General features: G+C 44.6%; 13 protein-coding genes and 1 riboswitch. Of the genes, 5 read left to right on the plus strand and 8 right to left on the minus strand.

What is annotated here, in order from left to right:
- Positions 1-140: 140 nt before the first annotated feature.
- The 5 genes from C1N53_RS14685 to C1N53_RS14705 all read right to left on the minus strand — a co-directional run bounded on the left by C1N53_RS14685 (position 141) and on the right by C1N53_RS14705 (position 12522).
- A complete protein-coding gene (locus C1N53_RS14685) occupies positions 141-905 on the minus strand; it encodes a DUF1080 domain-containing protein (RefSeq protein WP_206077578.1) in 765 nt (254 codons plus the stop codon).
- Positions 906-1001: 96 nt separating this feature from the next.
- Positions 1002-2951, minus strand: coding sequence for a c-type cytochrome (locus C1N53_RS14690; protein WP_137760026.1), 1950 nt, complete (start codon positions 2949-2951; stop codon positions 1002-1004).
- 20 nt (positions 2952-2971) lie between these two features.
- Positions 2972-4810 carry a DUF1080 domain-containing protein gene (locus C1N53_RS14695; RefSeq protein WP_137760027.1) on the minus strand — a complete coding sequence of 613 codons (1839 nt, stop codon included), beginning with the start codon at positions 4808-4810 and terminating at the stop codon, positions 2972-2974.
- Between the two features lie 110 nt (positions 4811-4920).
- Complete coding sequence (locus C1N53_RS14700; protein ID WP_137760028.1) at positions 4921-7788, minus strand: TIM-barrel domain-containing protein; 2868 nt, start codon at positions 7786-7788, stop codon at positions 4921-4923.
- Between the two features lie 540 nt (positions 7789-8328).
- Entirely contained in the window at positions 8329-12522 is a 4194-nt protein-coding gene (locus C1N53_RS14705) for a hybrid sensor histidine kinase/response regulator transcription factor (protein ID WP_137760029.1), read from the minus strand.
- A gap of 254 nt (positions 12523-12776) precedes the next feature.
- On the opposite strand from C1N53_RS14705, the gene C1N53_RS14710 reads away from it, so the two are divergent.
- Positions 12777-13301, plus strand: coding sequence for a YdeI/OmpD-associated family protein (locus tag C1N53_RS14710; RefSeq protein ID WP_137760030.1), 525 nt, complete (start codon positions 12777-12779; stop codon positions 13299-13301).
- Between the two features lie 4 nt (positions 13302-13305).
- Here C1N53_RS14710 and C1N53_RS14715 read toward each other — a convergent pair whose 3' ends face one another.
- Positions 13306-13905, minus strand: coding sequence for a DNA-3-methyladenine glycosylase (locus C1N53_RS14715; RefSeq protein WP_137760031.1), 600 nt, complete (start codon positions 13903-13905; stop codon positions 13306-13308).
- A gap of 124 nt (positions 13906-14029) precedes the next feature.
- Positions 14030-14235, plus strand: a riboswitch (cobalamin riboswitch).
- A gap of 103 nt (positions 14236-14338) precedes the next feature.
- On the opposite strand from C1N53_RS14715, the gene C1N53_RS14720 reads away from it, so the two are divergent.
- Positions 14339-16255 (plus strand): TonB-dependent siderophore receptor, encoded by a 1917-nt coding sequence (locus tag C1N53_RS14720; RefSeq protein ID WP_137760032.1) that lies wholly within the window; start codon positions 14339-14341, stop codon positions 16253-16255.
- Positions 16256-16277: 22 nt separating this feature from the next.
- Positions 16278-17372, plus strand: coding sequence for a YncE family protein (locus C1N53_RS14725; RefSeq protein WP_137760033.1), 1095 nt, complete (start codon positions 16278-16280; stop codon positions 17370-17372).
- Between the two features lie 79 nt (positions 17373-17451).
- Here C1N53_RS14725 and C1N53_RS14730 read toward each other — a convergent pair whose 3' ends face one another.
- A complete protein-coding gene (locus tag C1N53_RS14730) occupies positions 17452-17724 on the minus strand; it encodes a hypothetical protein (RefSeq protein ID WP_137760034.1) in 273 nt (90 codons plus the stop codon).
- A 148-nt stretch (positions 17725-17872) separates the two neighbouring features.
- Between C1N53_RS14730 and C1N53_RS14735 the strand changes: the two genes are divergently transcribed.
- Together C1N53_RS14735 and C1N53_RS14740 are read left to right on the plus strand one after the other, a co-directional pair.
- Positions 17873-18055 carry a hypothetical protein gene (locus tag C1N53_RS14735; protein ID WP_137760035.1) on the plus strand — a complete coding sequence of 61 codons (183 nt, stop codon included), beginning with the start codon at positions 17873-17875 and terminating at the stop codon, positions 18053-18055.
- 51 nt (positions 18056-18106) lie between these two features.
- Positions 18107-18331, plus strand: a complete 225-nt coding sequence (locus C1N53_RS14740) for a DUF2798 domain-containing protein (protein WP_137760036.1) — start codon at positions 18107-18109, stop codon at positions 18329-18331.
- 148 nt (positions 18332-18479) lie between these two features.
- On the opposite strand, the gene C1N53_RS14745 is transcribed toward C1N53_RS14740, so the two are convergent.
- Positions 18480-18929, minus strand: a complete 450-nt coding sequence (locus tag C1N53_RS14745; protein WP_137760037.1) for a hypothetical protein — start codon at positions 18927-18929, stop codon at positions 18480-18482.
- Positions 18930-18981: the final 52 nt, after the last annotated feature.

The raw sequence follows: 18981 nt of genomic DNA on the forward strand, positions 1-18981 counted from the left end.
AATGTATCATACCTCTGCTAGACTGTTTTTAGAACCATCGAAGAGTTACTTGCAAGGGCATGCAATCACTATATAAACAAGGAGAGGAGGTAAAATATCCTTCACCTCCTCTCCTTGCTGCTTATAAAAGGTAAGCTCTGCTACAACTCCCTTATCCAGATATTGCGATAGGCTACAGGGTTACCGTGATCTTGTAAGCTGATAGGCGCTTTACCATGTGCTTTGTACTCAGGCAGACCAATGTACTCAGTAGGACCTTTTAGCTCCGTGTTATTTTGCACCAGCACGCCATTATGGATAACAGTAACTTTGGCTGGAGAAAATAAGGCTCCATCTTCTTTAAACCTAGGTGCTGTATAGATTATATCATACACGTTCCACTCTGTTGGCTTACGCATTGCATTCACCAACGGGCGGTGCTGCTTATAAATACTACCAGCCTGACCGTTAGAATACGTTCTGTTATTGTACGAATCCAGCACCTGCACTTCGTAACGATCCTGCAAGAAAATACCACTGTTGCCTCTGCCCTGGCTAGAACTTACAACTTCGTCCGGTGCGCTCCACTCAATATGCAGCTGAAAATCACCAAACTCTTTCTTGGTAGAAATATCTCCTTTCCCAACCGTGAACTCACCGTTTTTCACCTGCCATTTAGCCTCTCCATTACCATTCTTAGCCTTCCACTGCGACAGGTCCTTTCCATCAAAAAGCACAATAGCATCAGAAGGGGCTGCTGTACCTTGTCCGGGGGTTACAACACGAGGTTCAGGCTCCCAAAACTCAGTCATTTCAGGTGACATTTTAGGCGGAACAGGTACTTTTTGCTGCGCCTGCACATTGGAAACAGCACAGAGTCCAAGACAAGCGGCAGCTAAGGCAATTTGATTTTTAGATAACTTCATCTTTACGTTCATAGGTAGACTTTAAAGTGTATTTATAAAACAAACTCCAACCTCTCCTGTAACAGAAGCAGTTGGAGCTTACAAATAAATCATTTTTTATTGAAGGGAGTTGATCCAATCGGCAATTTTTAATGCTTCATCTGTTGGCACCTGCGGCATAGGCGGCATGGGAGTAGCATAATCTGGCCAGTTTTCAGGTTTCGGGTTATGAATAAGCGCTACGATTTGTTTGCTGGTATACTTCCTCTTGGCAATATCTTTGAAGGCAGGGCCCACTTGTTTTTTATCTGCTGCGTGGCAGGCTGTACAGGTGTTCTTTGCCAGCAAAGGCTTTACATCTTCAAAAGTAGGTACTTTCTTAGATGCTGCAGCCTGTTTTGCAGTAGAAGCTTTTGCTGTAGCCCTGGCAGGTGCATTTGCAACAGAACCAGTTTTAGCAGCGGCAGATCTTTTTGTACTAACTTCCCCCATTGCCAGTTTCTGACCTGTAGGTATATTATTTAAGGTATAATATGCTGTTGGGTGCACCAGCTCATAATAATTTTCTTTAGCTCTTACACCATTCAGAGAGATGGTATGAATATAGGACTGGCGCAGGTTATCTACTACAATGCGTGCTTTCATTCCATCATCCGACACTTTTACTCCTTTAACAACGCATTTCTGCAGGTTTACCGGCGGACTACCATACACGGCATGGTACTTATAGCTAAAACTTTCCACAGCGTAAGAAGCCAGGTCCTCTGCCGACTTTTTATCAACAGGCATTGTAAACTCAATTTCAAAGCCGTCTGGCATGGCCCGCACAGTGCGCATCTCAAAAGGCACTTTATTATTCCATACCAGGCGCTGCAGGCCCTCATTGGCTTCACCCGCCGATCCCCAACCACGGTTCGTTTCACCTACAAACAAAGATCGGTCTTTGGCCCAGGCCATACGCAGCACACCTGACTGAAAGCCACTCCGGAAATCTATTACAGCACCCTGATACTCATCATTTACTTTTTCCAGCATTACGCGCATAATCTTGCTCTGCCCCTGATCACCGATCAGCAGCTGCCCCTCGAACGGCCCAAAATGTCCGTCTGGAATTTTCAAAATCTCAGAATTTGATATCCCCATAATACCATGCGGAAGCCAAACAGCAGGCAATCGCATTTCAGGGAAATCCTTCTTCAGTTCGAACATTGTGTTAAATTTGGCTCCTTCTATGTTCTCAGGTTTTACAGCTTCGCCTCTTGCATCTGTATCGTTGCGCGGATCTACCTTGGCATGTATCTGCTCAATGGTCATTTTAACAGGTGATTCAGGTCTGTTGCTCCAGCGAAGCCCTCCTGGGTGTGCTGCAAAGGTTCCTTTTTTCAAGTGCCAGATACCACCCGATGCTACCCAGTCTCCCTGGTTTTCAGAATAAAACACTTCTCCGTCTATCATTCCTAAACCAGCCGGAGAACGCAAGCCTGTAGCCCATGGCTCCATTTTACCGTCTTCGGTAATGTGCAGCAACCATCCCCTCCAGGGCACCATACTGATGGCGTGCCACCAGGAAGGAGGAAAACCTAAGTTAGTAGACACAAAGAAAGAGCCATCCGGTGCTATCTTCGGTCCGAAACTATACTCATGATAGTTACCTGACAATGGCCAGGCATAAACTGTCTGAAAAAGATCTGCCTTACCGTCGTTATTGGTATCGGTTAATTTAGTAAGTTCGCCACGCTGGGCACAATACAAGGCACCATCTTTATAGGCTAAACCCAGTACTTCGTGCAAACCAGAGGCAAACTTGCGGAAATGCGGGCGTGCACTGGTTGGGTTTTCAACTATAAAAATATCGCCTCTTCTCGTAGATACTCCTACATCTCCGTTAGGTAGCACAGTTAGGCCACCTACCTCCAGTAAAGTACCCTCCGGAGAACTTATCCTCATAATTTTAAAGAAGTCTTCTTCTTTCGGAGACTCCTGTGCCTGTGCGGCAATACCTGTGCCGGCAAACACTGCTACAGCAAACAGGGCACGCCAGAAATTTTTCTTACTTCTATTCTTCATGTGTAACAACATCTTCTGGTTTAAAAAAGAATGGAATAAGCTACCTTTCCTTTTACAGGAATGATCAGTTCCTGACGCCCTGCCACTGTTCTTACAACTGGCCTGGCTCCGCCTGCATCCTCAATTTTTACATAGTATGCTTTATCATCCACTAAATACATGCCTTTTGGCATCTCTTCAATTTTGCTTCCTTCGGCCAGACGCATGTATAAACCAGCACCATTATTTTGCACATTTACCTCACGGCGCAGGCCTTGCCCATTTTCCAGCACACGAATTGCATCCTGCACATTAACGCCGTAGGCTTCATATAAGAAGGTAGGCTGCTCATCGGTTGTTAAGCTGTATCCTTTCTGGCGGTAAGAACTCCCCGTAGTATCAGTTGCCCAGGCTGCCTGCTCAGAGGTAAGCTTTGCAATAGAGAGCGTTGGCTTTCCAAAATGTTTTACAGAACCAACAGGTCTTGATGAGCCATCGCCCCGTTCATGCCACATAGGAGTAGCATCTATAAAACCGCCTCTCCACAACTGCACCAATGCGCCATGATCCATATCATAAGTATAGTGCAGCTGCGCAGGACTGCCCACCGATACAGCATGCGTTACTCTATAGTTTCCCGGAATATCCATAAAGCTTCGCAGCACAGGTTTATCCTGGGCATCTACCAGAATAGGATCTACCACATCGCTTAAACCTACTTCTGTATCACTTATGATAAATTCCCGTAAGCCCGGCCCGGATACTTTAAGATTAAGCACAGGCGCAGCCCAATCCATGTACTTGGTGTAAAGCAGTTCGAACGGAATGTTACCGGCAGGCAACGTAGTACTGCCTTTGCTGTCCCACTCATTCATCGGCACTACTTCCTTGTTATTGATACTCACCATGCCTGCACCACCAGGGGTATTCAGGTTAAAAGTATAATCGCCCGCATCTTTTATTTGCAGGGTACCTGTGTAGCGCACCAGGAACTGCTTCGACTTATAAGCCAGGTTGGAGGTCAGGATGCCGGAAGGCCCTTCGGCTTCAGGTGGTAAATTACGGTACTGCCTGCTTTGGTCGTACCTGCCACCATGAATAGTATAAGCCAGATTTGTTAGCACAGGGCGTGGCTTGGTAAAATGGCTGATCAAAATGTTTCGAAAGGCTACTGCCCCATGATCACCCTGAAAGCGTAAAGGCCCTGTTGCTTTCTCTGTATTGCTGATGGCGCCTCTGGTCGGACCAAACAGCTCCACATTCTCATGAATAGTTACGCCATTCAGTTCTACGCGCAGCAGCTTGGCGTTCTCGGTTTTGTTTCCACTGGCATCGAAGCGGGGTGCCTGAAATGACACCTTCAGATGCTGCCATAAGCCAGGGGCACGGCTTACGTTTTGGCGAGGTGCATACCCTTGAAACCCTTGCAGCCCCTTCGGGCGGCTTTCGTCCCAACGTTCGTACACGCCGCCATTGCTGCTGGCAGATCTATTGCTTTTCCCCCAGCTATCCTCCAGCTGAATTTCGTAGCGGCCTTGCAGGTAAACGCCCGAGTTCGATCCTTTTGCCATCATAAAATCCAGTTCCAGGTCTACATCGCCATATTCCGCAACAGACACCAGGTCCTGTCCTTTGTTTTTGCTTGGCATATTCACTAAAACACCTGTCCCTTTAGCAGGATGCAGGATGTTTGCTTTACCCAGATCGGCTGTAACATCGGCAGCTAGCTGCCAGCTTTTGCCGGGATTCTGAAAAAAGGACAGATCATGTAAGGGCACAGTAGCAGACTGTCCGGCAGCTGTTGGCCCCCAGGCTATACCTGCCACAAAAGCACAGGCAGCCGCAAAACGTTTGTAAGGTTTACTTTTTGATTTTAGCATAGATATGAAGATTCCTGTACGCGTGACAAAAGCACTCTCTTTAAACTAAATCTTAGCCTATTTTATAGTAATGGTAACAGTAGCTGGTTTTAATCCCTGGGCCATAGCAGTTAGATCAGCTTCACCGAAGTAGCTTTTCCTTTATAGTTAATTACTTTCAGGGGTTTAGCATCAAACTGAAGTTCCTTTGGCTGGTTCCGGCTTACATACACCACATTGAAAGTTCTGTTCTTCAGCATACCGGCAAACTCGCCCTGCTGCTTGCCGATGGTTAGTGTCTTGGCAGCGTCATTATAAGAGATCGGGATTTTGATAAACTTTCCATTCTCATAGTTGTAGTTGGTATTCTCATCTTCATAAAGCTCAAAGCTGCCATCTTTTCCGCCGTAGATATAAAGCGTAATCTGATCTGCTGGTTTTTGTGTGGTATATTCTATTTCAGGGCCAAAAGGGAGTATCGCTCCTGCCTTTACAAAAATGGGCATGCGCTCATACGGTGCAGCAGCATCTACTGTTTGCCCACCTTCCTGATAACTACCATCATAAAGATTATACCACCCTATATTGGCTGGCAGGTACACTTTTCTGCTGGTGGCATTTCTTTTATAAACAGGATTAATGAGCAGGCTCGGCCCAAACATAAATTGGTCACCGATATTCAACACATTCTTATCTGTATCAAAATCCATCACCAGTGCCCGCATCATAGTATAATCGTTATGGTATACCTGGCCTGCTAACGAATAAATATAAGGCATCAGGCGGTAGCGCAGTTTGTTGTAATACACGATAGACTGGTAAGCCTTGTGATCTTCAGGAGCGATGTTAAATACTTCGCGGTACGGATACTGGCCATGCGAACGGAACAAAGGTGTAAACGTGCCATACTGGTACCAGCGGGCATTCAGCTCACGCCACTCTTCCAAGGCATCACCTTTCGGGTCTGGCCGGTCATATTTATCTTCAACAAAGAAACCCCCGATATCGGTTGTCCAGTAAGGCAGGCCCGACATGGAAAAGTTAAGCCCTCCCGGAATCTGACGCTCCAGTTCATCGAAACGGGAAGCAATATCGCCACTCCATGTGGCGGCTCCATAACGCTGCAAACCACCAAAAGCGGAGCGTGTAAGAATAAATACACGATCGTTTGGATTCGTTTCACGCTGCCCTTCATAAATACCTTTTGCGTTCATCAGCGAATAAGCATTAAAATACTTATCTGCAGAACCCAGGTAAGTAGGATTCATCAATGCTTTTCGGTGTTCAATAGAAGCATTTGACAAAATATCCGGTTCGGTTGCATCCAGCCACCAGGCGTCTACTCCTTTGTTGTAAAGGTTTTTATTTAACACATCCCAAAACAACTCACGCCCTTCCGGATGATAAGCATCGTAAAAGGTAGACACATACCCTTGCCCAATCCAGTCTCTGATACCTTCGTTGATGCTTTGTTTATACAACAACCCTTTGTCGTTGAAAAGCTTATAATTTGCGATGCCTTCATAAAACTTTGGCCACACCGAAATCATGAAGTGTGTGTTGTATTTATCGTGAAGTTCTCTGATCATCCCCTCCGGATTCGGGAAACGGGTTTCGTCAAACTGCTGGCTTCCCCACTGATCCTCTTTCCAGTAAGACCAGTCCAGAACAATATTATCCAGTCCGATCTTGCGCTTACGGAACTCCTGTACCGTACTCAGAATCTCATCCTGTGTTTTATAGCGCTCACGGCTTTGCCAAAAACCCATGGCCCACTTGGGCATAATCTGCGCATCACCTGTTAGCTGGCGGTAGCCGCTGATTACCTCATCCTTGTTTTGGCCATACACAAAATAGTAGTCGATTTCGTCGCCTGCTTCGGAGGCAAAAGAAAACCTGTTTTTGTCTTGCTCAGGCTGCGGTGCCAGGTAGCGTAGCGCCAGGTAAGACACACCGCCATCAGGATTCCATTCTATTTTAACCGGGTGCTTTTGTCCCTTTTTAAGCTCATGTGTAAAAATATTTAAGCCGGGATTCCAAGCCTCACGCCATTTGTCAAGCAGCAGCTTGTTATCAATCCATACTTTTATATAACCGGCAGCCGGCATCTGGAAGGTATGCTTGCCTGTTGCATCACTTTCAATGTAGCCTTCCCAGGTTACAAGTCCTCCTTGCAGCGCATACCCATCTGGCAAGTTCTTCTGAGAACTGAGAAATTCATAGTCAATTTCTTTTTCCTGGCGAACAATAGGCGCTTTGCCGGATTTCTGATCAGACACATAAGTAGCGGTTAAGCCCCCTGCTTTCTGGTCTTTGCCATACAACGTCAGCTTAGACAGTAGCTGATAAGGTCTTACATCACCAAACTTAGTAATAGAGTTATTATCCCATAAGAGGCCATAGTTTTTACTCGACATCATAAAAGGCACTACTGCTACGCCATTATACTGTGTCAGGTCCACCTGATAGCCTCTGTAGTTCATAATGCCGGCCTGATGCTGCCCCAGTCCATAAAAAGCTTCGTCAGGAGCCGCCTGAAAAGTTTTATGCAGCTGGTATGCCTGTTCCTGTCCAAATTGAGCAGGAGTAAAAACAGGCTTGCCATCGTAATTTTCCTGTAGCACCACCCGGCCATTCTTATCTGAAAATGTGATAGCGCCTGTATTACCATCCACCTTTATAGTAAGGGCATTAGTAGTTAAAGTGAGGTTCTTGTTTTCTTCTTTCAGATCCCAGTCAGCTTTTTGCTTAGTGCCTGCCTTGTTGACAACCATCAAACTTGGTTGCAGTCTGTTAGTGACTTCTGTTGGCGTAGCAAGAACCTGCACTATCTTATCAGAAACTACTCGAAGCCTGAGGGTATGCGGATCTCCCGAATTAGTCTGCTCCAGCTTTACAACTATTCCATCATCGAGTTTTTGGTAGCTTAAAACTTTAGGGCTTCCCTGCACATACTGCGTTAACAGCAGGAGGAAACAAAGGGTGTTCACTATTTTCATATGGCGCAAATTGTAAATTAACAATAAACTGCACCTCGTGAGCAATCACTTATAAAACTGCACACTAAGAGGAGTAATCATGTACCTAAGGTAGAGCGTTATCAAATGAGGCAGGGGTATCAGATGTTTCTGTTATAGCTATCAAATGTTAAATAACAACTACAACAATATCAAATTTAAAGAAAAAGCAGCAAAGAAAAAGCGGGGCTAAAGCTCTATAATTGTTTTAGAAACACTTTATAAGTTAACATTTAACCTTTAAAGCTTAGCTTATTATACCTGCTAAATTGTATGTTTACGAGAAGGTCTAACTCGAAAAAAAGCATAAATCCGGGCAAGACACTGGGGTGCACTAAATTCAGTAAAGGTTTAATCTACTTTTTTGTTGAGGGTATTCATAGAATAAAGACAGCCTTGATTGCTCAAGGCTGTCTAAATCATTTAAACCAAAATAACCTTACCTAATCTGATCAAGAGCTTATGCAGCGCTCTTTTACAAAAGTAAGTAAATACTTACCCATAGTCAAGTATTCATGGCTTTTATTTCTGCCTGCTCTCTGCATACAGAGAAGGTAATACCTTATACTCTTCTTTAAAGTACTTGGTAAAGTACTTCCTGTTATTAAACCCAACCTTGTAAGCTACTTCTGCTACCGTTAGCTGGCTCTTCTCCAATAGCTGCGCTGCATGTTGTAACCTGATCTTGCGGATAAATTCAACAGGAGAACTACCAGTTAGCGAAAGAACCTTTTTATATAAATGAACCCTGCTCATGGCTAATTCTTTACTGAGCATTTCCACAGAAAAATCAGGGTTCGCCAGATTGTCCTCCACTACTTTTATAGCCTTCTGAATAAGCTTGTCGTCTAAAGAAACGATTTCCACTTCGCTGGTCTGCACACTTATTTTCTTCTCCAGCACCTTCTGCAACATTTGCCTTTGGGTAATCAGGTTTCGGATTCGGCTTAGCAACAGCTCAAAGCTGAAGGGCTTTGTAACATAGTCATTCGCTCCGATGTTGAGCCCCTTTAGTTTTTGTTCTTCTCCTGAATGTGCGGTAAGCAGTACAAACGGAATGTGCGAAGTACGGGAATCGCCTTTTACCTTTTCACAAAGCTCTATTCCATTCAGTTCCGGCATCATCAGGTCGCTCACAATCAGATCCGGCATACAGGAAAGAGCCTTTTGCCAGCCTTCTTTACCATTTTGCGCTTCCACAATAGTAAAATGGGTGCCAAGGTTATCTTTCAGGTAAAACCGGAAATCTTCGTTATCCTCTACAATCAGCACAATAGGCTTACTGTTCAGGTTTGCTACAGTCGCCTGCTTACGTGCTCCTGTCAATCCAAACTCATCCCTTTCACTTTCTGCAGTATCAGTTGCGGCTTCATCTGCTTCGATAGCCTCTAACGAAGCAGCTATCTCTCTTACCGGAATTGTTACTGTAAAACAGCTGCCTTTGCCCGGTTCACTGTCAACTTTTATGATACCGCCATGTATTTTCACAAATTCTGTTGTAATAGCCAACCCGATGCCGCTTCCCTGGTTAACCAGGTTACTTGGCACATCGTTTCGGAAGAACCGTTCAAAGACCCGTTCGTGCAGGTTCTTAGGGATACCAATGCCTGTATCCTGCACTTTTATCTCAATCAATTTCAGGCCTTCCGAAGAGGAGTCGTTATCGTAGCAATTTAAGTTTACGCTGATAGAACCCTTTTCAGGAGTAAATTTAAAGGCGTTTGACAATAGGTTAAACAGGATCTTCTCCAGTTTATCCATGTCAAAATAAGCCTGCAGGCGGTCTATATTGGCATGAAATACCAAAGAGATGTTTTTCTTCTCTGAAAGATCTGAAAAGGAATTAACAGACTCCTTAATAAATTTAACAATATTTCCTTCCGACAGACTCAGATTAACATCTTCTACTTCCAGCTTTCTGAAATCCAGCAACTGATTCACCAGGTTCAGGAGCCTTTTTGCATTGCGGTTCATCATCTGCAGCTGCTTTTGCTGTTCTGTGTTCTCAGAAATAGACAGCAGCTTTTCCAGCGGGGACAGAATAAGAGACAAAGGAGTTCTGAATTCATGACTAATGTTGGTGAAGAACTTTATCTTCATCAGGTTCAGTTCCCGGGTTTGCTGCGCCTCCCTTCGCTCCTGCTCCAGCAAAAACTTAACTTTCGCTTTTTTCAGTTCAGCTTTTCTCACAGCCACCAGCAAAGCGACAGCAACAAGCACATACAGCACATAAGCGGTAGTAGTTTGCCAGAAAGGAGCCAGTACGACAATCGTAAGAGTGGCACCCTCTGTATTCCAGACACCGTCATTGTTAGACGCCAATACCTTAAACTGATACTCGCCCGGGTCCAGGTTAGTGTAGGTCACTCTCCTGTTCTGGCTATCGGATGTGTGCCAATCTTTATCAAAGCCTTCTAATTTATACTTGTAGATATTCTTTTCGGAGTGGAAAAAGTTCAGAGCCGCAAACTCAATAGAAAAAACGTTCTCGTTATGCTCCAATGTTATGGATTCGGTATCGAAAAGCGATTTCTCCAGCTTTACCTTTCCGTTAACCTCTTTCCCAATTCCGATGCTTTTGTTAAACAATTGTAAATCGGTAAACACAACACGGGGCACCACTTCATTCTTCACAATCTGGTGCGGGTGAATAATATTCAACCCACTGGCTCCTCCAAACAACAACTCACCTTTACTGGTTTTAAAGGCTGCATTTTCGTTAAAGGCTTTCCCCTGCAGGCCATCCAGCTCATCATAATTTCTGAATTGAACAGTATAAGCCAGCGCGTCGCCTCCTACCCGGTCAACTACCACATGAGACAAGCCATTTAGCGTACTAACCCACAGATTATGTTTACTATCCTCCAGAATGGAAACAACAGTATTATTAGGAAGGCCATCTTTTATAGTAAAATGCCGGAAAGTATTGTCTTTCTCATTGTATAAATCCAGTCCCTCTGTAGTACCTATCCAGACATTATTTTTACTATCGCGGTAAATACTCATCACATGGTTGCTCACCAGACTGCCGGCCTGTTTTGCATCATGCGAAAAATAGAAGCTTTTGCCTGTGTATTTGTTAATTACATCTATACCATAGCCACCGCCTACCCACAGGTTCCCGTGCCTGTCTTCTGCCAAACTGGTAATATAGTTACAATGAACAGAGTATTCGCCCGAGCCCACCATAGAATGCCTGAAGCCATCCAACTGTGGATCATAAAGCTCTAAACCACCATGCAAAGTGCCTGCCCACAGATTTCCTTTAGAATCTTCGAACAGCTCCCACACATTATCATCTGCCAAACTGTGCTTCTTCTTTAGGTCATTCTGATAATGTGTAAACGTTTTGCCATCAAACCTGTTAAGCCCACCCATGTAAGTGCCAATCCATAGCTGCTGTTTTTTATCGATAAGCAGGCTTACTACAATATCGCTACTTAAGCTGTTTGGATTACCCGGCTCGTGGGTATACCTGGTATATGCCCCACTGGCACGATCCATATAAAGAAGCCCGTTGCCATTTGTACCTATCCAAAGATTGCCTTTCTCATCTTCTACAAAGGCGTTTACATCGTCGTAAGGCAAGCTACTCTTATCCGAGGTCTGGTGCGCCAGGTGCTGGAACTTAATAATGTTCTGATGAAAAAAGTTAAGCCCCTTTTTAAAGGTGCCAATCCAGATAATGCCTTCCCCGTCTTTATAAAGCGTGTAGATACTGTTATGGGCAAGGCTGTTTTTTACCTCGTTGTTATGCAGCACATATTCTACAGAGGAAGCCTTTTTATGGATAATATTAATGCCACCGTGGTCGGTACCAATCCAAATTTTTCCTTTGGCTCCCTCCACCACACCTCTTACAATATCGTTGTTTAATTTAAGAGGTGTAGATCCTTTATGTATATGAGACAATTGCTTATGATTCTGCTCATATAGAAACACGCCTCCACCTGCGCCAGGCAAATACACCCACAAATCATCATCGCTATCTATAGTTAAGGCATACGTTTGTAGTTGCTGATTATAGTTTGTATAGATTTTGTCGTTTCGTTCCAGCACTTTCAGTGTTTCACGATCCAGCTTTTCTAAAATACCATTGCTATGGATTATCCACACCTCTCCTTTAGACGTAATGCCTAAAGCAGAAACATAATTTGTGCTGATAGAACTTTTTCCGGAGAAGGTATTTTTAATATTGATAGACCTTTTTGTCTTGGCGTTATACTTGGTAATTCCCTGTCCGGTACTAATAAACCAATAGTTGTCATCCTTATCCTTTACAATATCTTCTATATTAGCATCAGGCAAAGCATAACGCTTTATGTAAGCATTGTTATGGCGGCTAAAACTTTCTGTTTTTGGGTTATATACGCTAAACCCTTCGGAGGTTAATACCCATATCTCTCCCTCCGGCCCTTCGAACAGTTTTATAATATTGTTGCTAATAACAGAAGAAGAATCGTTGGAATCGTACCGGAATACCTTAAACTTATACCCATCGTACCTGTTCAGGCCAGATGCAGTGCCTACCCATAAAAAGCCCCTACTGTCTTTCAGGAAACATTTTACCTGATTATTAGAAAGTCCTGCATTTATATCGAGGTGGGAAAAACGGTACTGCTGTGGCAATGCTGCCACAGTATGTGCTACCGTGGCAAACGTACAGAATACCGCCAGTAAACACTTTATCCAGGTAAAGGTTATTTTTTCGCTCATGAAGCTTAGCATTATTGTTTGCCGAAGAACCACCGTAGCTGCCTTCACTACTACTTGCCTATAACCAAGCAGATTCAGCAAATAATTCATTAATTAACAGGCAATATAAACATAATTAAGCAAATTTAATTTAAGAGAAAACTGGGAGTGGGTATACTGCACCATACCCTATGCTGCTGATTATATACAGAACGGATGGCTTATTGCCGATAACTATATATATTTATGTCAAGCATTTATTTAAACTGAATTTTATGCCTGCTCCCGAAGCCCCCATTGTGTTTGAAACCTCCATAAACAGGTTGGAATACCTGGTTGGCATGCATTACCTGGAGGTACCACAGCCTGTTGTGCAGCAATTAGGAGGAAAACTAAAGGTAAGGCTGCTCTGCACCGTAAATAATCAGCTTACCTTTCAGTGCGGCTTAATGGCTTTGGGTAATGGCAGCGCCTACATCAGCCTGAATACAAAAAGGCTAAAGCAACTAAAGCTGAAAGCAGGCGACAAGGCAGTAGTGGCATTAGCTAAAGATGAAAGCAAGTATGGCATGGAAATACCAGAAGAACTGGCAGAGCTACTTCAGCAGGATGATGAAGGCAACAAGCGATTCAACCTGTTAACTCCAGGTAAGCAAAGGTATATAATACATTATGTTGCTTCTGTAAAAAGCAGCCAATTACGCATAGACAGAGCTATACTCTTAATAAAGAACCTCAAAAAGCTGCCCGTAGGTAATGAGTCGTTCAGGGCTATGCTCGGCCTTCCGGAAAGAGTTTAAGCTCCTATTTCTTTCTACTTACCCACGGATTCCCTTTTAGCCAGAACCGCCAGGGCAGTAAGGCATCTTCTCCGGCATAGTCTATTCCAATTCTCGGACCTTCAGCAATGTTCTCTTCAGGTATAATTACTTTCTTATCTTCCAGCCAGATAGTCTCACCTGTCAGGTCTGCTCCGTAAAGCCTTTTATCTATACCCAGTGCAATACTCATCACTCCTGGCCCTGCAGTAAGATTAGGTTTTACGGCGGGCATTTTCCGCCGCAGCAGCATTTCCGCTACCCCGGTTTCGGGCGCAATGGCTCTAACCAGCACTGCATCGGCCTTTCCTTCTATGTTGGTTATAATGTTAAACAAATGGTAAATGCCATACACCAGGTATACATAAGCAACTCCTCCTTCATGGTACATAATTTCGGTGCGCTGCGTCCTCTTGTTCAGGTGTGCATGGCAGGCTCTGTCTCCTTCACCTGCATAAGCCTCTGTTTCTACAACCATGCCACCGGTTATAGTGCCGTTTATATCTGTAAACAAGTACTTTCCTAATAGCTCACGCGCCACCTGCACCACATTTGCTCGGGTATAAAATGCTTTATTTAGCTTCAAGGTTATTACGTTTTGGTAGTGTCCACTCTTCGATACGGCTGCTTCAGCTTCAGCGTTAGAAAACCCTTCGCAATGCAGTTATTTCCCATTTCTTATTTCTGATTCATTTATTTAAATAAAACGCTATCTTTGCGGCCAGATTGGTGGCCTTTACATCTTGTTGTAAAAGCCTTAAAAGGGAAATAGGTGCAATACCTATGCTGTTCCCGCAACTGTAATCTTCTTTAAAAGGGTTAGCCCAACACCACAGCCACTGTTTTGCTTTAGCAGAATGGGAAGGCGGGCTAACTGAAGAAAGCCAGGAGACCTGCCAGTCAGACTATATTTTGTCGTATGCTTTCGGGTAAAAAGCTACACAGTTCCCGCTCTTCCAGCGTTTGCTGTTATGCCTGTCTGCCCATTTGCATGCTTCGGGGTTTAAGCAAGCTATACGTTGGTAAAATCGTTTTTTCTGTTCTGTCTGCTGCTGGCTACTTATGCCGGTGTGCCTCTTGTTGCCCGGGCGCAGCAACAGCAGGATACTCTGTATCAGCACCTGCAGGGAGTAGAGATATTTGGCAAGCCTGCTGAAGTATTTGCTGCCGGAAGCCGCATTGCCACATTAGATAGCACCTATCTCAGAACGTATATTTCAAGCAGCCTGGCGGAGGCTTTGCAGGCACGTACGCCTGTTTATGTACGTACGTACGGGGCGAGCGGCATTTCCAGCGTCTCCTTCAGAGGTACCGGTGCCTCTCACACAGCCGTACTCTGGAATGGTTTAAACATAGCCTTACCCTCACTTGGCCAGAGTGATTTTGCTACTCTGCCTTTAAGTGGTGTGGGCGAAGTAGCCGTACAGCATGGCGCATCAGGCTCAACGTACGGTAACGGAGCTATTGGCGGGGCTGTTCTGCTTAGTTCTCCTGCTTACACAGGCAAAGGCTTTGGCGGTGAGTTGCAGCAGGAAGTTGGCAGCTTTGGCAGATACTATACCAATGCTGCCGTAAACTACAAAAACCAGAAGCTCTCCGTTGGAGCAAGTGCCTTCTGGCACTTGGCCCAGAACAGGTTTACGTACAGAGATTATGCACGCTTCGGCGCTCCTGAAAGAACCCAGGAAAACGCAGAAGTGCAGCAGCAAGGCTTTACGCAGGACCTTACCTGGCACCTCTCCCCGAAAAGCTATCTGGCATTCCGTAGCTGGTACACCTCCACCGATAGAGAAGTACAGCCTTCACTGGGAGCCGCTTATCAAAATGCAAACCAACTCGACAAAAACCTGCGCCTCATGGCGGAGTACAACCTGAGCAGTCGCTGGGGCGAGACAAATATAAAAACAGCCTACTTCTCAGATTACCTTCAGTATACGGATGTTGAAACTCATTCCGAAACAGCTATAAAAACTTATCAGCTACAGGCAGAGCAAACCTATACCTATGGCCGGCAATGGAGCCTGCGGGGAGGCATTAACCTGCAACACTTCAGAGGAGATGTAGATGGATATGGTGGAGCTGTGGAAGAAAACAGGAGTTCTGCTTTTATACTTTTCCGCTTTGACCCTTCGCAGCAACTTAACCTCAGCCTGAACCTGCGCCAAACGTTTATCAAAGGTTATAACCCGGCTCCTACGCCAACCATAGGCGCTAACTGGAACTTCTTCTCTCAAAGCAACCATAGCTTATACCTGAAAGGAAATATAGCAGGTAGCTACCGTGTACCAACCCTTAATGACAGGTTCTGGAGGCCAGGAGGCAACCCTGAGCTAAAGCCGGAACAAGGTTGGAACTATGAAGGCGGTCTGCGGCATGTATACTCTTCAGGGGATTTCTTAATAGAGTCTGAAGCCACTGTGTACTACATGCTGGTGGATAACTGGATTCAGTGGATGCCAACGCGTGGCTATTGGTCGCCGGTGAACCTGCAGAAGGTCCGCTCACAGGGGGTGGAACTAAGCTCACGAGCGAGTAAAAAAATAGGAGGGGTAGCGCTGGGAGCTACAGCAGGTTATACCTATGCCTCTTCAGAACAAGTGGCTTCTTATGAGGGGCCAGAGGAGCTAAACCTTCAATTGGCTTACGTACCGCTGCACAAAGCTACTCTCTCTACCGACGCCTCTTTCCGCTCCTGGACTTTCCTGGGCTACCTGATGTATAACGGGTTACGCTATACCAATAATAACAATACGAGCAGTTTGCCTCACTTTGCACTGTTGAATCTATCGCTTGGTAAGCAGTTTAAACTGGGGCAAAACAAGCTTTTGGCTACTGCTCGTGTCGATAATGCCACCAATACCGATTATAAAACCATGCAGAACCTGCCTATGCCAGGACGCAGCTATACTTTTAGCTTACGCTTTACAATTCCTTAACTATAATACACAAATTAAATAAATGAAAAAGTTTACGACAGTGCGCCGCTTCTTCTTAGGAGCAGCGTTAGCATGCGGCTCGTTTGCCTTCACCAGCTGCGATAAAGATAACGACAGCCCTTCAGGAGAGTATGCAGAGAACGCTGTTCTGGTGTCTAATGAAGGAAACTTCAGAGCTTCCAACGCCTCAGTTAGCTACATCAACCGTAGCTCAGGAAAAGCAGAGAACAACATCTTCACAAAAGCGAACCCTGGTCTTGTTTTAGGTGATGTACTACAAAGTGTTGCCACACACGGCGACAGAGCTTTTCTAGTGATGAACAACAGCCAGAAGGTAAGCGTTGTAAACGCAAATACTTTTGTGGCCGAGGGCGAAATCACCGGACTTGAGATGCCGCGCTACTTTGTTGCTCTAAACGATAACAAGGGCTATGTAACAGAGTACGTTACCTTCAGCGGCAATGGCCGTGTGGCTGTGGTAGACTTAAACACCTATGCTGTTACCAAAACCATAGAAGTTGGTGTTAACCCAGAAAGATTGGTATTGGCAGGCAGCAAGCTTTATGTCATCAACGGCGGTGGCAACACTGTTTCGGTTATCAACACAGCTACCGATGCTTTGGAAACCAATATCACCGTTACGGCAAGACCTAATAGCTTGGTAGTAGACCGCAACAATACCCTTTGGGTAATCAGTAATGGCGTGAAAGTTTACAACAGTGATTATACAGGTTATTTAGAGGAAGGAAGCACACCTGCCGCACTGACCAAAATCAACCTGAGCACTAACACGGTAACCAGCACCCTTCCTTTCAGCAGCAATGTAGCCACAGCACATAACTTAACTACAAACGGCGCAAAGGATAAATTATACTATGTGTATAACAACAAAGTATACCAACAGGATGTAAACGCTACGGCGCTTGCGACCACACCGCTCATCAACCGTAAAACAGATTTTAATGCCTTGGGCGTAGATCCAGCCAATAGCTTTATCTATCAAGGCAAATCAACAGGTTACACAACAGATGGCTGGGTAGTGCGTTTTAACCCATCAGGTGCAGTTGTAGACTCTGTTCGCGTAGGTATAGCCCCTAACGGGTTTGTATTCAGATAATAGTTAGCTCAAACTAGAACGGCTGTGCCTGCTTTTGATAATCAAAAGCAGGCACAGCCGTTTTTAAACAGTATAGCCACTATTGTCCGCGCTTCTCGCGCTGCTCGTCCTGGTTATATGGTCCGTCATTAAAGGTAGTGGAGTCTCTGCCTTCATAGTATTTTTCCAGATTCGTCGTATCCTTGTCTTCGGTACCGGCAGAATATTCTCTGTTAGCACCATGCTCCTGCGGATGTTGGATATCGCTCCTCTCTGTATTTGTTTCACCCGGATCTGTTCCTGTATTACAAGAGCTTAGCCCTAGCAAAGCCATTCCTGCAATCAGGAAGGCCGACCTTGTATTTTTTATCATAGTTCTTATCATAGCTCAAAAATTAGTTTCTGCAAAGCCTTTTAAAGGCCTTATATGTCCTAATGTACGCAAGTCTATAAGCTGAGTTAATTTCATCCATCCTGCTCCGGTCTCACGTAAAACCTATCACACCAAATGGCAAGAAAAGATGAAAGAGAATACAGAGAACAATACTATAAAAGAGACAACAAAGGATATGTCTTCGGACGTGGAAAAGGTACAGCACCATACTGAACCTGCTTCACCACCAGCAAACAAATCTGGTGAATCAGAAAATGGTGGCGATAGCCAGGCAAAAGAGGAAGAAGAAGCAGAAAAAGGACATTCATAGTATACGCTGTAACAATAGTTGGCGTACATTTGCGGGAACATTTAATTCCATATGAGGAAGTTACCGATAAACCCTAAATTAAAACGCACCTTAATTGTTCTGGCAGTGCTAAGCCTGCTGTTAGCTTCTGCCCTCGAACTTTATACATTTGGCCTTAGCTCCGACTTTTTGCTACGCTGGTTTCGCTCCTTCTTTGCCATTTTCTTATTAATGAGCACGACAGTGCTTGGCATTATTCCTGCGGTAAACTATAGTGTAAATAAAATTGTGCGGTAGTAAAGCCCTGATTCTACTATAACAGGAGGGCCTGTAGCAAAACGCTTTTCCTGTTATAGTAGAATCAGATAAGGTTACTTTTCTCCCATATACATTCTGAAATCTAAAACTGCTGCTATTTCTTTGTCGCTCTGAGGAAGCTCCAATTTCAACAAACAGTTCGCTTGCTTTTTATCAGCTGCATAAGCTCCTGTACTGCTAGCTCATCTCTCATTTGCACAGTTACCTCCTTACCTGTATCTTCCAGCGCTTCCAGGTTAATTTTATTAAATACTCCTAAAGTTTTAAATACGCTTGTGCCTGTAGATGCAAATTTCAAGTCGCCTGATATCAGCGCTTCGGTTGCTCCTTCAAAGTCATCTACCAGAAAGGCAATTTTGTCAATCTGAACTCCAGCTTCCAGTTCTTCATCGGTAAAGAAAACCTCATGCACTGATTGCGTCTCCCCAAGAGCAACAGCCTCCTTGCCCCTGTAGCTATTATTGGCTGCGTGCAATGTAAATACTTTCGGAGAATATGCTGTTTCCGTGTATAAAGAATACATGGTCGCTGCCATCATCAACATCACCATTAAAGAAATATGTACATTGTTCAGCATAGGCTCTGGCTATAGAATTACTTTCATAATATGAAATCACTATACTTATATA

It is taken from the genome of Pontibacter sp. SGAir0037 (assembly GCF_005491705.1).
GTDB lineage: Bacteria > Bacteroidota > Bacteroidia > Cytophagales > Hymenobacteraceae > Pontibacter.